This window comes from Allorhizobium paknamense, from assembly GCF_030815125.1.
GTDB lineage: Bacteria > Pseudomonadota > Alphaproteobacteria > Rhizobiales > Rhizobiaceae > Allorhizobium > Allorhizobium paknamense.
In genome coordinates this window covers 79,555-92,910 of the sequence record NZ_JAUSWH010000018.1, presented here as the reverse complement: position 1 = coordinate 92,910, position 13,356 = coordinate 79,555, and the positions used below count along the sequence as shown (strand labels likewise).

Annotated in this window: 14 protein-coding genes; 10 read left to right on the top strand and 4 right to left on the bottom strand. The window is 61.6% G+C overall.

What is annotated here, in order from left to right; all coding sequences use genetic code 11:
- The first annotated feature begins 20 nt into the window (after positions 1–20).
- A complete protein-coding gene (locus QO005_RS20755; RefSeq protein ID WP_307159916.1) occupies positions 21–938 on the top strand; it encodes a helix-turn-helix domain-containing protein in 918 nt (305 codons plus the stop codon).
- Here QO005_RS20755 and QO005_RS20750 read toward each other — a convergent pair whose 3' ends face one another.
- Positions 939–1,679, bottom strand: a complete 741-nt coding sequence (locus QO005_RS20750; protein ID WP_370878126.1) for an IclR family transcriptional regulator domain-containing protein — start codon at positions 1,677–1,679, stop codon at positions 939–941.
- Between the two features lie 405 nt (positions 1,680–2,084).
- Between QO005_RS20750 and QO005_RS20745 the strand changes: the two genes are divergently transcribed.
- The 4 genes from QO005_RS20745 to QO005_RS20730 all read left to right on the top strand — a co-directional run bounded on the left by QO005_RS20745 (position 2,085) and on the right by QO005_RS20730 (position 6,871).
- Positions 2,085–2,792: a 3-oxoacid CoA-transferase subunit A gene (locus QO005_RS20745; RefSeq protein ID WP_307159915.1), complete on the top strand. Its 708-nt coding sequence runs from the start codon at positions 2,085–2,087 to the stop codon at positions 2,790–2,792.
- Complete coding sequence (locus tag QO005_RS20740; protein ID WP_307159914.1) at positions 2,789–3,478, top strand: CoA transferase subunit B; 690 nt, start codon at positions 2,789–2,791, stop codon at positions 3,476–3,478. The genes QO005_RS20745 and QO005_RS20740 overlap by 4 nt, the downstream gene beginning before the upstream one ends.
- Positions 3,479–3,487: 9 nt before the next feature.
- A complete protein-coding gene (pcaF, locus tag QO005_RS20735) occupies positions 3,488–4,693 on the top strand; it encodes a 3-oxoadipyl-CoA thiolase (protein ID WP_307159913.1) in 1,206 nt (401 codons plus the stop codon).
- A 405-nt stretch (positions 4,694–5,098) separates the two neighbouring features.
- Entirely contained in the window at positions 5,099–6,871 is a 1,773-nt protein-coding gene (locus QO005_RS20730) for a sensor domain-containing phosphodiesterase (RefSeq protein ID WP_307159912.1), read from the top strand.
- 67 nt (positions 6,872–6,938) lie between these two features.
- On the opposite strand, the gene pcaQ is transcribed toward QO005_RS20730, so the two are convergent.
- Positions 6,939–7,871: a pca operon transcription factor PcaQ gene (pcaQ, locus tag QO005_RS20725; protein ID WP_307159911.1), complete on the bottom strand. Its 933-nt coding sequence runs from the start codon at positions 7,869–7,871 to the stop codon at positions 6,939–6,941.
- A 90-nt stretch (positions 7,872–7,961) separates the two neighbouring features.
- Here pcaQ and pcaD point away from each other — a divergent pair, with 90 nt between their 5' ends.
- From pcaD to QO005_RS20700, 5 genes are all read left to right on the top strand, one after another.
- Positions 7,962–8,759: a 3-oxoadipate enol-lactonase gene (gene pcaD, locus QO005_RS20720; RefSeq protein ID WP_307159910.1), complete on the top strand. Its 798-nt coding sequence runs from the start codon at positions 7,962–7,964 to the stop codon at positions 8,757–8,759.
- 1 nt (position 8,760) lies between these two features.
- On the top strand, positions 8,761–9,159 hold the full coding sequence (gene pcaC, locus QO005_RS20715; protein WP_307159909.1) for a 4-carboxymuconolactone decarboxylase: 399 nt from the start codon (positions 8,761–8,763) through the stop codon (positions 9,157–9,159).
- A gap of 69 nt (positions 9,160–9,228) precedes the next feature.
- Positions 9,229–9,969 carry a protocatechuate 3,4-dioxygenase subunit beta gene (gene pcaH / locus QO005_RS20710; protein WP_370878123.1) on the top strand — a complete coding sequence of 247 codons (741 nt, stop codon included), beginning with the start codon at positions 9,229–9,231 and terminating at the stop codon, positions 9,967–9,969.
- A 1-nt stretch (position 9,970) separates the two neighbouring features.
- Positions 9,971–10,588, top strand: a complete 618-nt coding sequence (gene pcaG / locus QO005_RS20705) for a protocatechuate 3,4-dioxygenase subunit alpha (RefSeq protein ID WP_307159908.1) — start codon at positions 9,971–9,973, stop codon at positions 10,586–10,588.
- An 8-nt stretch (positions 10,589–10,596) separates the two neighbouring features.
- Positions 10,597–11,655, top strand: a complete 1,059-nt coding sequence (locus QO005_RS20700) for a 3-carboxy-cis,cis-muconate cycloisomerase (protein WP_307159906.1) — start codon at positions 10,597–10,599, stop codon at positions 11,653–11,655.
- Positions 11,656–11,715: 60 nt separating this feature from the next.
- On the opposite strand, the gene QO005_RS20695 is transcribed toward QO005_RS20700, so the two are convergent.
- A complete protein-coding gene (locus tag QO005_RS20695) occupies positions 11,716–12,552 on the bottom strand; it encodes an ABC transporter permease subunit (RefSeq protein WP_307159905.1) in 837 nt (278 codons plus the stop codon).
- Positions 12,549–13,340 (bottom strand): taurine ABC transporter ATP-binding subunit, encoded by a 792-nt coding sequence (gene tauB, locus QO005_RS20690; protein WP_307159904.1) that lies wholly within the window; start codon positions 13,338–13,340, stop codon positions 12,549–12,551. Before tauB ends, QO005_RS20695 begins: the two co-directional genes overlap by 4 nt.
- Between the last annotated feature and the right edge of the window lie 16 nt (positions 13,341–13,356).

Below are 13,356 nucleotides of genomic sequence, written 5' to 3'. Positions count from 1 at the left end.
GACCATGGCGAGGACTGGTCATGACAGGAAAATTGGTACCCACCTATGGGCTCTACGGCGAGGAAACCCCGAAACAGCCGCAATTCTGGCTGCATTGCGAGACGCTTTATGCCCGCAGCAGCGTCTACCGCTTTGAAATTGCCCTGCATCAACATGAGCAGTTTTTTCAGATCTTGTACATTTCAGACGGGTCAGGCGATGCGATCCTGGGCGAAGAAAGCCATATTTTGACGCCCCCTTCCGTGCTGATCCTGCCGCCGCAAACCAGCCACGGCTTTCGCTTTTCCCGGGATGTGCAGGGCTTGATCGTCACCGCCCTGCCTGCCGCGCTGCCCTCGGCCCTGCAACCCTTGCTGAAGCAGGTCCTGACCGCACCGCTGCTGGTGCCGCTGACAGGAGGGGCGGACCCGCTTTCCCCGCTGATGGAAGCGATTGCCCGCGAATATGACAGTGTGCGGACCGGTCGCATCCTGCTGGTGGAATCCCTGCTGACCGCCATTGTCGTGCACCTTGCCCGGCGCATCCAGCGCCCCGAAGCCCATGGGGTGGACGGGCACGAGCCACGGCTGGAGAAGCTGCAACAATTGATCGCCGCGCATTTTCGCGCCCATAAGCCTGCGGATTTCTACGCCCGGTCGCTCGGTATTTCCGCCACTCATCTCAACCGCCTGCTGCGCCAGCAGGCCGGGCTGACCTTGCAGCAGATGCTGACCCGCAAGCTGATCGACACCGCGCGGCAGGAGCTGATTTTCAGCCATGCCAGCGTCAGCGCCATTGCTGAAAGCCTCGGCTTTCAGGATGCCGCCTATTTCACCCGTTTCTTCACCCGCGAAGCAGGCGTCACCCCCCGGCAATGGCGGCAACAGGAGCGGGGCAGGCTGGAGCGCTTTCAGGAAAGCCGCGAGAATTTTACGTTCCCTGACGGCAAAACGAACTGATCATGGCAGCAGATCCCGAAGGGCCGCCTGCGCGGCGAGAAGATGCGGCAGATAACGCTCCGCCATCTCGGCAGCAGGGGCGTGGGCGGCGGGAGCGCCGATGTTGATGGCCGCCAGCACATGGCCCCGTCGATCCATCACTGGAACGGCGATGGAACAGAGGCCGAGTTCCAGTTCCTGATCGATGATTGCGTGCCCCTCGGCCCGCACCCTGGCAATCTCGCCCATCAATTCTTGCGGATCGGTCTTGGTGAAGGGTGTGTTCGCCTTGAGCGTCGAGGCGACGAGAACGGCACGGACCTCGGCATCAGACAGAGCTGCCAGCAAAACCCGGCCCATGGAGGCGCTATAGGCCGGCAGGCGCGATCCTGGCATCAAAGTGATCGACATGACCCGCCGTTGCGCGGCCCGCGCGATGTAGACGATTTCCGTTCCATCCAGCACCGAAGCGGAGGCGCTTTGCCCCACCTGCTCCGAGAGCCGGTCGAGATGCGGCTGGATCAGCACCGGCAGCGGGGCCGCTGACAACCAGCCATGGCCGAGCCGCAGGATTTTTGCCGTCAGCGAGAAGAATTTGCCGTCGTAATCGGCATAGCCCAGTTCGGACAGCGTCAGCAGGCAGCGCCGCGCCGTCGCACGGTCCAGCCCGGTCAGCGCGGAAGCCTCCGCGATGGACAGTCTGGGACGTTCGGCACTGAATGCCTCCAGCACGGAAATCCCCTTGGCGAAACCGCCCATCATATCTTTGTCGCTGATTGCCAAGCCCGCCTCCGAAAGTTCGATAATCGAACAAAAATCGTATATCGCACAAATAACTTGCCGTCCAGCGGCAAGAGGCCTAATCCTACTGCCGGAGGCGGCCTAGGGTGTGTGGACATTCGGCTTTGGGCGTGGCGAAAACGGGGATTTTCGAGAACTGGAGCGGAGTGTACTTGAGTACATGAGCCTAGGTAAGCGCAGGAAATTGCCGTTTGCAGCCCGCTCAAGGGCGAATGTCCACACACCCTAGAACGGCCAAAAGCATCGTCCGGAGAGAAGTGTCATCACGGTTTTCCGTCCGGAAATGCGTGAAAACAAAAGCTTGGAGCATGTCCGTGAACTCTGGTTCACCGGATGCAAGTCCAAGACAAGACGGGAGGTCCCGAGATGGACAAGACAATTGCGAGCGCGGCAGACGCCGTCTCGGAAATCGGTGACGGCGCCACCGTGATGATCGGTGGTTTCGGCGGCTCCGGCGCGCCGATCGAGCTCATTCACGCGCTGATCGACAAAGGCCCGAAAAACCTGACGGTGATCAACAACAATGCCGGCAATGGCCGTATTGGCATTGCCGCGATGATCGATGCCGGGCTGGTGAAGAAGATGATCTGCTCCTTCCCGCGCTCGTCTGATCCGCGCGCCTTTACCGACCGCTACCTGGCGGGTCAGATCGAGCTGGAACTGGTGCCGCAGGGCACGCTGGCCGAGCGCATCCGCGCCGGTGGCGCGGGCATTCCGGCCTTTTACACGCCCACCGGCTTTGGCACGGAGCTGGCGGAAGGCAAGGTGATTGCCGAATTCGATGGCCGCTCCTACGTGCAGGAGCGCTGGTTGAAGGCGGATTTCGCCATCGTCAAGGCGCATCTGGCCGACCGTCACGGCAACCTCACCTACCGCAAGGCGGGCCGCAACTTCAATCCGCTGATGTGCATGGCCGCAAGCCGCACCATCGTGCAGGCCTCCGAGATCGTCGAGCCCGGCGAGATCGATCCCGAACTGGTGGTGACCCCCGGCATTTTCGTGGACCGGGTGGTGAAGATCGCCAATCCGCAGCAGGAAGAAGAGCTCATTCGGGCCGGGGTGGTGTACGTATGACCGTCGATACTCGCGAAGACATCAAGCTTTCCAACGCCCAGATCGCCTGGCGCGCCGCACAGGACATTGCCGACGGCGCTTACGTCAATCTCGGCATCGGCTTTCCGGAAATGGTGGCGCGCTACCAGCCGCCGGGCCGTGAAGCGATCTTCCATACGGAAAACGGCATTCTGAACTTCGGCGAGGCACCGCCCGCCGGTGAGGAAGACTGGGACCTGATCAATGCCGGCAAGAAGGCCGTGACGCTGAAGCCCGGCGCCTCCTTCTTCCACCATGCCGACAGCTTCGCCATGGTGCGCGGCGGCCATCTGGATGTCGCCATTCTCGGCGCCTATCAGGTGGCGGAAACCGGCGATCTCGCCAATTGGCGCGTCGGCTCCAAGGGTGTCCCCGCCGTCGGCGGCGCCATGGACCTCGTGCATGGCGCAAAGCAGGTCTGCGTGATCACCGAACACGTCACCAAGACCGGCGAGCCGAAGCTGGTGGAACGCTGCACGTTCCCGCTGACCGGCGTGGGCTGCATCACCCGTGTTTATACCAGCCATGCCGTGGTGGACATCGTCAAGGGCCGCTTTGTGCTGCGGGAAAAGCTTGCCGCCATGACGCTCGAGGAATTGCAGGCCATGACCGGTGCGAAACTGCATGTCGAAGGCCCGGTGGCCGATCTCGTCGTTCCGGCACTGTGAGGATGTCCCATGACTGAAGCCTTTATCTGCGATTATATCCGCACGCCCATCGGCCGCTTCGGCGGTGCGCTGTCCTCGGTTCGCGCCGATGACCTTGGCGCCATTCCGCTCAAGGCGCTGATGGGCAAGCATGCCGGCCTCGACTGGCAGGCGGTGGATGATGTCATCTATGGCTGCGCCAACCAGGCCGGGGAAGACAACCGCAACGTTGCCCGCATGTCACTGCTGCTGGCGGGCCTGCCGGAAAGCGTTACCGGCACCACCATCAACCGGCTCTGCGGCTCCGGCATGGATGCGCTGATCACGGCGGCCCGCGCCATCAAGTCCGGCGAAGCCGAGCTGATGATTGCCGGTGGCGTGGAAAGCATGAGCCGCGCGCCCTTCGTAATGCCAAAGGCCGAAAGCGCCTTCTCGCGTGCGGCGGAAATTCACGACACCACCATAGGCTGGCGCTTCATCAACCCGTTGATGAAGAAGCAATATGGCGTGGATTCCATGCCGGAAACCGGCGAAAACGTTGCCGCCGATTTCAACATTTCCCGTGAGGACCAGGACGCCTTTGCCGTGCGCAGCCAAAACAAGGCGGCAGAGGCCCAGGCCAATGGCCGTCTGGCGAAGGAAATCACGCCCGTCACCATTCCCCAGCGCAAGGGCGATCCGGTCATCGTGGAGAAGGACGAGCATCCCCGCGCCACCACCATCGAGACTTTGGCCAAGCTTGCCACGCCCTTCAAAAAGGAAGGCGGCACCGTGACAGCAGGCAATGCCTCGGGCGTCAATGACGGCGCAGCCGCGCTGATCATCGCCTCCGAAGCGGCGGCCAGAAAGCATGGCCTCACCCCGATTGCCCGCATTCTTGGCGGCGCAACGGCGGGCGTGCCGCCGCGCATCATGGGCATTGGCCCGGCACCAGCCAGCCAGAAGTTGCTGGACCGGCTCGGCCTCACCCAGAGCCAGCTCGACGTGATCGAGTTGAACGAGGCCTTTGCCTCGCAGGGGCTTGCCACGCTGCGCCAACTCGGCATTGCCGATGACGATCCGCGCGTCAACCGCAATGGCGGCGCCATTGCCCTTGGCCATCCGCTGGGCATGTCCGGTGCACGCATTTCCGGCACGGCGGCACTGGAACTGCAACTGTCCGGCGGCCGCTATGCGCTGGCCACCATGTGCATCGGCGTCGGTCAGGGCATTGCAGTTGCGCTTGAACGGGTGTGACGGCTTCTCAACTTTAGACTATTTATGGCTGCCTGTTCCCTTCGGAACAGGCAGTTTTTTATTCCCGAAATCCAATAGGAATTCCTGGACCTCTACCTGGAAGAGCAGTTTCCGCCGTAATTTCATGAATTATTAGTTATGCCGAAATTGATTTACGGCAAATCATGGCACAGGGCTATCCAATATCGGATTTGCGACACATATCCTTCAATGACAGCGGATGTCACTCCGTCAGGCGTGACGCAAAGAGAGTAGAACGGGTTGCGGCAAGGCGTTTTGCCCCCCAATCAGCTCCTCTTTTGCGACATACCATCACAACGGCAGCGGGTCATTGCAATGGCTTCTGCCGCGCATGACATCCAGACACACAGTCTCTTGAAGCGGCACGATATAAGGATAAAAATCATGGGCGGACACAACGAGGTCGCAAGACTGGCATCCTTGAAAAATCTAAGGCTGCTCGACACACTTCCCAGCGAGAGCTTCGACCGCATCACCCGGCTGGTCGCACATTTCTTCGATCTGCCCATCGCCGCCGTTTCGCTGACCGATATAGACCGGCAGTGGTTCAAGTCGAGTGTCGGCGTCGAGCATAATCAGATCCCGCGTGAGAAGGCACCCTGCGCCCAGGTGGCGGAAAGCTGCAAGCCTTTAGTGATCCACGATTTCCAGGAGGATGAGTTCTACCGCGACAGCACGCTCGGCAATGCCGGCATTCGCTTTTACGCCGGTACGCCCCTGATAACCCCGGATGGACACGGGCTGGGCGCGTTGTGCGTTCTCGGCACCGAACCCCGCAGCATCACGGAAAGCGAACTGAAGACGCTGACCGATCTGGCAGCCATGGTGATGGACCAGATCGAGCTTCAACACGCGGTTGGCCGCATCGAAGCGTCCAGCGGCCTGCCGAACCGTTTCCAGTTGATCAACGATCTCTCCGACCTGCATCTGCAATCCGATGGCACACCCCGCCTGATGGGCCTGCTTGATCTGGCGCATACCGCCCAGTTTGATCGCCTCTCCCGCGCGCTGACGCCGGGCCACCTGGACGGCATTATCCAGAGCGTGGTGCGCATTCTGAACGAGCATGTCGGCGCAGCCACGACCCCCTATCACATCGGGCCCACTCAATTCGCCTTCTTCGCTCCGAATGAGGGGGCCGTCGAGGAATACAGCGCGGAAATTTCCCGCATTCTCCGCGAAATCGAACGCAGCCGCGAATTCCCGATGACCATTACGCCCTCGGTCGGAATCCTGAACTTCAACCCGGCGGAGATGGAGCCGGAAGACGTGTTTCGCTCTCTCCAGAGCGCCGTTCAGGATGCCCGCGACAGCCATACCGGGATCGCGCTGTTTTCCACCCTGACGGATCAGCGCCATCGCCGCAATTTCACGCTGCTGCAGGATTTTCCCCGCGCGCTCGAGGCCGACGACCAGCTCTATCTCGTCTTCCAGCCGCGCATGGATGTCACCTCCGGCGAGGTCAGGGCGGCAGAAGCCCTGCTGCGCTGGAAACATCCGACGCTGGGCAATATCTCGCCCGCCGAATTCATTCCTTTGGTGGAGGCCTCGACCTTTGCCCGCGAGTTGACGGATTGGGTGATCGATCAGTCGCTGAAGGTCATGGGCCAGTGGCGACGGCAGGGCCATGCTTTGCAGCTTTCCATCAACCTGTCCGCCGCCAATCTCGAAGAACCGGATTTTCTGGAACGCTTTCTGGCCGCCCTTGATCGCCATCATGCCAAGCCGGGCGATATCGAGCTTGAACTGACGGAAAGCGCGATGATGAAGGAAGCCGATCGCGCACTCGATCTTCTGGAGCGCCTTTCGGAGGCCGGCGCGAAGTTGGCGATCGACGATTTCGGCACCGGCTATAGCAGCCTGTCCTACATGCAGAAACTGCCCGCCGATGTGGTCAAGATCGACCGGTCCTTCATTGCCGATCTGGTGAACGGCAACCGCGAACGGGTTCTGGTCCGCTCCATGATCGACCTGTCCCACAGCCTTGGCTACCGTGTGGTGGCGGAAGGCGTGGAAACGCTGGAAATGAGCGACATGCTCGAAGCCATGGGCTGTGATGAGATCCAGGGCTTCTGGCTCTCACGCCCCCTGTCTGGCGACATGCTGATCGACTGGATCAGGTTCAAGGCATCGAGCCTGCGGCAGATGCGCGCCTAAAATGTTGTACTGAGAAAAGCGAGAACCGGTTTTCTATCCGGACGGGCGGCGGAAACGCCGCCCCTTGTTATCGACCAGGAATTGTCGAGGCCTGGGCGGCATTGCGGATCGCCTGCATCAACAGCGTCAGCGGCAGGGACGGCAGCACGTCGGCCCGCATGGTCAGCCCCACCGGGCCGCTTGTGCCGGACATGTCAAGCGGCAAGGTCGCCAACGCACCTTCCTGGATGTCACCGGCCACCACGCCCTCGGAAATTACCCAGACGGCGTCCGTTCCCCGAACAAACGCGCGGCCGAAACTGTCGGACACCGTTTCGATCTGCACCGGCAGGGACGCCACGCCATTGGCGATCAGATATTGCTCCACCACAGGACGAATGATCGACGTGCGGGTCGGCATCAGCACCGGGAAATGCGCCAGATGCTCGAAAATTGGCCCCGGACGCCCGAGGATCGGATGTCCTGCCCTGACGGCAAACACCACCCGCTCGGAATAAAGGTGCTCGAAGGAGAAGCCCACCATCTTTTCCGGCGCCGCCAGGCGCCCAACGACGAGATCGAGATCGCCGAGCCTGAGCTGCTCCAGCAAGACGGCATTGTCGCCGGTAACGATCTTGATCAGGCTGCCGGTCTCCTCCCTCAGAAACGTCTGCATGGCGGATGGCATGATCCGCGCCGACACGGTCGGCAAGGCGCCGATACGCAGAGGCGGCGCGGCATTGGCCACCTCCCGCGAAACCGAATCCACCGCCTGCCGGAGCGCCGTCACCGTTGCCCCGGCATGGCGCAAAAAAACCTCGCCATAGCGGGTCAGCCGGATACCGCGGCCATCGCGCTCGAAGAGATCGATGCCGAGCACCTCTTCCAGTTCGCGCACCGTCTTGGTCACCGCCGGCTGGCTGACATGCAGGTTTTCCGCCGCGCGGATCACGCTCTTCTGCCGGGCGACCTCCAGAAAGGTATGGAGATGACGAAACTTGATGCGCGGATCAATGGGCAATTCATAATCCTGTAGTTATCAAAAAGGCCATAAAAGTAATTTTACTTAACTTTCTGTCTGGTGCAAGATCGCTTTCAACAGGAGGACATCATGGATTTCGCGAGGATCAACGGCGTGACGCTGCACTATCGCAGTGTTGGAAACGACAGCCACCGTCCGCTCATCGTCTTCATCAATTCGCTGGGCACGGATTTCCGCATCTGGGATCCGGTCATTGCGGAACTGGGCGAGGACTATGCCTATCTTCTCCATGACAAGCGCGGCCATGGACTTTCGGATCTGGGAGAGGCGCCCTATTCCATCGACGACCATGTTGACGACCTGATCGGCCTTCTGGAAAAGGTCGCAACGCGGCCCGTCATCCTCTGGGGTCTTTCCGTGGGCGGATTGATCGCCCAGGGCCTCTATGCCAAGCGCCCCGATCTGGTGCGGGCCATCGTGCTCAGCAACACCGCCCACCGCATCGGCACAGCGGAGATGTGGAACACCCGCATCGCCAAGATCGAGGCGGACGGGCTCGCTTCGCTTCTGGAGCCGATCATGGAGCGCTGGTTCACGCCCGCCTTCCGGAGAGTGGACAACCCTGTCTATGCCGGCTGCTGCACGATGTTGCTGCGGCAATCGGCAGCCGGTTACAACGGCACCTGCGCGGCCATTCGTGACGCGGATTTCACAGAGGCCGCCCGGCGCATTGCCGTACCCGTTCTCTGCGTGGCAGGCGATGGCGACGGGTCAACGCCGGTGGAACTGGTGAAGAGCACAGCCGATCTCATCCCGGGGAGCCAGTTCGCCGTGATCGAGGCCTGCGCCCATATTCCCTGTATCGAACAGCCCGCCGCCTATGCCGCCCGGGTGCGAACCTTCCTCAAAACCCTGCCGGAGACCTGACATGGCCGACACGCCAGCATCCGACACCTTCACCACGGGCATGAAAACCCGCCGCTCCGTTCTGGGCAATGCGCATGTGGACCGCGCCGAGTCCAACAAGACACCGTTCGACGAGCCCTTCCAGACGCTGATCACCGAAGCGGCCTGGGGCCGGGTATGGACCGGCACGCACTGGACAAAGCGTGAGCGCAGCATGGTCACCATCGCTTTGCTGGCAGCCCTTGGCCATTATGACGAAGTGGCCATGCATATCCGCGCCACCGCCAATACCGGCGCCACCGCCGAGGATATCCGCGAGGCCCTCATGCATGTGGCCATTTATGCCGGTGTGCCGGCGGCCAACCACGCCTTCAAGATCGCCAAGGCTACCCTTGCCGAGATGGAAACCGCAAAACCCTGATTCACTGACACCGCGCCGGGACCGGGCTTCCCGTTCAGGAAGGCACCGGAGGCTTTACGGAGGAGAGCCATGACCAACAGACCACCCGAGACCGGGCCTTTCTTTGCCCGCGATCGCGATATGCACCCCCTGCCCTATGCGCCCTGGTACAAGACCTCGGTGCTGCGCGCCCCGCAGCGGGCGCTGATTTCGCTGGAGGGCACGAAAAGCGAAATCACCGGTCCCGTCTTCGGCCATAACATGCTGAACGAGCTGGATAACGACCTCATCGTCAACTATGCCCGCCCGGGTGAAATGGCCATCGGGCCACGCATCCTGGTGCATGGCCGGGTTCTGGATGAACGCGGCGTCGGTGTCGGCGGCGCCCTGGTGGAATTCTGGCAGGCCAATGCCGGTGGGCGTTATCGCCACAAAAAGGAAACCTATCTGGCGGCCATCGATCCGAATTTCGGTGGCTTTGGCCGTACGATCACCGATGAGAACGGCTATTACTGGTTCAAGACCATTCAGCCCGGCCCCTATCCCTGGCCGAACGGGGTGAATGACTGGCGGCCCGCCCATATTCACTTCTCGATCTTCGGCCACGGCTTTGCCCAGCGCCTGATCACCCAGATGTATTTCGAAGGCGATCCGCTGATCTGGAAATGTCCGATCGTCAAGACCATTCCCGATGAAGAGGCGATCAAGCGGCTGGTCGCACCGCTGGATCTCAGCGCCACCATTCCGATGGACATGCGCGCCTTCAAGTTCGACATCGTGCTGCGTGGACGCCGTTCGACATTGTTTGAAAACCGCAAGGAGGGCAACTGATATGGTTCAGCCTCTGGGATATCTGAAGGAAAGCCCCTCGCAGACCGCCGGACCTTACGTGCATATCGGCCTGACGCCGAATTTCTGCGGCATCGAAGGCGTGTTCGAAAAGGATCTCGGCGCAGGTCCGCTCTATAACGAGAAGACGAAGGGCGAGCGCATCACCGTGCGCGGCTTCGTCATCGATGGCGGCGGCAATACGCTGAAGGATGCGCTGGTGGAAATCTGGCAGGCCGATGCCGACGGGCTTTATAACAGCCCCTCGGAAACCCGCGGCAGCGCCGATCCGAATTTTCTCGGCTGGGGCCGCTGCCCCGGTGACATGGCGACCGGCGAATTCGTGTTCGAGACCATCAAGCCCGGCCCCGTGCCCTTTGCGGGCGGCAAGCTGATGGCGCCGCATATCACCTTCTGGGTGGTGGCGCGCGGCATCAATATCGGCCTGCAAACGCGCATGTATTTCCCGGAGGAAGAGGCCGCCAACGCTGCCGATCCGGTGCTGGCGCGCATCGAGCACAAGAACCGCATTCCCACCCTGATTGCGAAGAAGGAAGGCAGCACCTATACCTTCGACATTCGCCTCCAGGGGGAGGGTGAAACGGTGTTTTTCGATATCTGATGGATCCCATGCATTTTCTGGCCTTCGATCACGCCTTCCTCTCCGGCCTTCTGGGCGATGAGGATATTGCCGCCCTCTTCACCGCCGAGGCCGATATTGCGGCCATGCTCGCCTTCGAACGGGCGCTGGCACAAGCGGAAGCGGCCCATGGGGTGATTACGCCCGAGGATGCGGACGCCATTCTGGCGGGGCTGGCACAGGCCAGCCCCGACCTCGATGCCCTGAAACAGGGCACAGCTCAGGACGGGGTTGTGATCCCGGCCTTCGTCAAGCAGTTGCGTCAGGCCGTGGGCGGCAAGGCGGCGGAAAAGGTGCATTTCGGCGCAACCAGCCAGGATGTGATCGACACCAGCCTGATGCTGCGGCTCAAGCAATTGGTCACGCTTGTCGATCAACGGCTTGATACGATTTCCGAGAGGTTACAGGCGCTTTCCGACCGGCAGGGAGGCAAGCGGCTAATGGGCCATACCCGCATGCAGGCGGCCATTCCCATTACCGTGGCGGCCCGTATCGCCTCCTGGCGGCAACCGCTTGATCTTTACCGTCTTGAAGCCGCCGATCTTCTGGCCCACGGGTTTGCGCTGCAATTCGGAGGTGCCGCAGGCACGCTGGAAAAGCTGGGCGACAAGGCCGGGGCCGTTCGCGCCGATCTCGCCAGACGCCTCGAACTCGAAGATGTGCCGCAATGGCAGAGCCAGCGCAGCCGCCTCGTCAAGATCGGCGATCTTTTGGCTCGTATCAGCGGCAGCCTTGGCAAAATGGGTCAGGACGTGGCGCTGCTGGCCGAGATGGGCGGTGAGATCAAGCTCTCCGGCGGCGGCGGTTCCTCGGCCATGCCGCACAAGCAGAACCCGGTTGCGGCAGAAGTGCTGGTCTCGCTCGCCCGCTTCAACGCCCTTCAGATTGGCGGGCTTTATCAATCCCTCGTGCATGAGCAGGAACGCTCGGGCGCAGCCTGGACGCTGGAATGGCTGCTGCTGCCGCAAATGGCCGTGGCCACGGGCGCAGCACTGCGATTGGCAGCGGAGCTTGTGACCTCTATCCAGAGCCTTGGGCAAGAAAGCTAGAGCGCATTGTCCCGAGAAAAGTGGGAACCGGTTTTCCGCCCGGAAATGCGTAAAAACAATTTAGATTTTCCCTTTCCAGGGCACCAGTTTACGCTCCAGCCAGCGCATGCCCCATTCCATCAGCGCGGCAAAACCGCCGATGACGAAGATGCCCATAACGACCACGTCCGTGCGCAGGAAATTCGAGGCATTGAGCACCATCTGACCGATGCCGGTGGAGGCGGCCACCATTTCGGCGGCCACCAGCGTGGTCCAGCCAACCCCCATGCCGATCCGCAGGCCGACGAGAATATCCGGGAGCGCCGCAGGCAAAATGACCCGGTGCAGCAATTGCGAAGGGGTCGCGCCCAAGGCCCGAGCCGCATTGATCTGGTCCTGGCTTGCCGACCGCACCCCGGCCCGCGCCGAAAGCACCACCGGCGCAAGACAGGCGAGGAAGATCAGCAGGATTTTCGCCGTCTCGCCAATGCCGAACCAGATGACCACCAGCGGCAGATAGGAAAGAGGCGGCAGCGGGCGGTAGAATTCCAGCACCGGATCGCACACCGCCCTGATGGCCCGATGAAGACCCATGGCAAGGCCGAGCGGGACGCCAATCAACCCGGCCAGAAGAAAAGCCAGCACGACGCGGAACAGGCTCATGGCGACATGATCGGCAAGCGGCGCACCGTCGAGCCGACCGGCCACGGCATCGGCAAAGGCCGCAAATACCGCTTGCGGCGATGGCAGGAACAGCGGACTGACCAGCGCCAGCGACGAGGCAACTATCCAGATGAGCAGAAGCACCGCCACCGTTGCCAGCCCCAGCCAGCCATAACCCGGACGAAAGCGCCGCAAGACTGGTGCTTCTGCCTTGTTGCGATCTGCGGCAGTGAGGACGAGATCGATCTTGCTCATGCCACCCTCCGTCCAGAAACACCGCGTTTTCCGTGGATCTCCGCCAGCACCTCTTCCCGCACGGCGATGAAATCGGGCGAGGACTTGATGACGCGGCTGTCACGGCTTTCCCGATAGCGACGGCTGAAATCCAGCGAAAGACTGCGGGAAATCCGACCCGGACGCGGCGAGAGGATCAACAGCCGCGTGGCGAGAAATACCGCCTCCTCGACATCATGGGTGATGAAAAACACCGTCTTTTCCGTCTCGGCCCAGAGATCGAGAATGAGTTCCTGCATCTGCTCGCGGGTAAAGGCATCCAGCGCGCCGAAGGGCTCATCCATCAACAGCATGCGCGGATCGGCAGCCAGCGCCCGGGCAATGCCCACGCGCTGCTGCATGCCGCCCGACAGTTCATAGATCTTCTTTTCGCCCAATCCGGCGAGGCCGACCTTTTCCAGCAGGCTTTCAGCCCGCCGCAGACGCTCCGCCTTCGCCATGCCCCTTAGCGTCAGGCCAAAGGCGACATTCTCGGCCACGTTCAGCCAGGGCATCAGGGCATGGCGCTGAAATACCACGCCCCGGTCCGCGCCGGGCGCGGTGATGGGACTACCCTCCAGCCTGATTTCACCCTCGCTGATCGGCAGAAATCCGGCGATGGCGGAAAGCAGGCTGGTCTTGCCGCAACCGGATTCTCCGAGCGCCACCACGACTTCGCCCCTGCCAATCTCCAGATCCACATGCGACAGGGCCAGCACGGAGGCTGCCCCTTCACCGTAGCGCAGACTGACATTTTTCAGTGACAGCATGGAGGGATGATCCGAT

Bases quoted from the DNA above. Each gene is read 5' to 3' on its own strand.
- QO005_RS20755 (WP_307159916.1), top strand. From the start codon at position 21: ATGACAGGAAAATTGGTACCCACCTATGGGCTCTACGGCGAGGAAACC.
- QO005_RS20750 (WP_370878126.1), bottom strand. From the start codon at position 1,679: ATGATGGGCGGTTTCGCCAAGGGGATTTCCGTGCTGGAGGCATTCAGT.
- QO005_RS20745 (WP_307159915.1), top strand. From the start codon at position 2,085: ATGGACAAGACAATTGCGAGCGCGGCAGACGCCGTCTCGGAAATCGGT.
- QO005_RS20740 (WP_307159914.1), top strand. From the start codon at position 2,789: ATGACCGTCGATACTCGCGAAGACATCAAGCTTTCCAACGCCCAGATC.
- pcaF (WP_307159913.1), top strand. From the start codon at position 3,488: ATGACTGAAGCCTTTATCTGCGATTATATCCGCACGCCCATCGGCCGC.
- QO005_RS20730 (WP_307159912.1), top strand. From the start codon at position 5,099: ATGGGCGGACACAACGAGGTCGCAAGACTGGCATCCTTGAAAAATCTA.
- pcaD (WP_307159910.1), top strand. From the start codon at position 7,962: ATGGATTTCGCGAGGATCAACGGCGTGACGCTGCACTATCGCAGTGTT.
- pcaC (WP_307159909.1), top strand. From the start codon at position 8,761: ATGGCCGACACGCCAGCATCCGACACCTTCACCACGGGCATGAAAACC.
- pcaH (WP_370878123.1), top strand. From the start codon at position 9,229: ATGACCAACAGACCACCCGAGACCGGGCCTTTCTTTGCCCGCGATCGC.
- pcaG (WP_307159908.1), top strand. From the start codon at position 9,971: ATGGTTCAGCCTCTGGGATATCTGAAGGAAAGCCCCTCGCAGACCGCC.
- QO005_RS20700 (WP_307159906.1), top strand. From the start codon at position 10,597: ATGCATTTTCTGGCCTTCGATCACGCCTTCCTCTCCGGCCTTCTGGGC.
- QO005_RS20695 (WP_307159905.1), bottom strand. From the start codon at position 12,552: ATGAGCAAGATCGATCTCGTCCTCACTGCCGCAGATCGCAACAAGGCA.
- tauB (WP_307159904.1), bottom strand. From the start codon at position 13,340: ATGCTGTCACTGAAAAATGTCAGTCTGCGCTACGGTGAAGGGGCAGCC.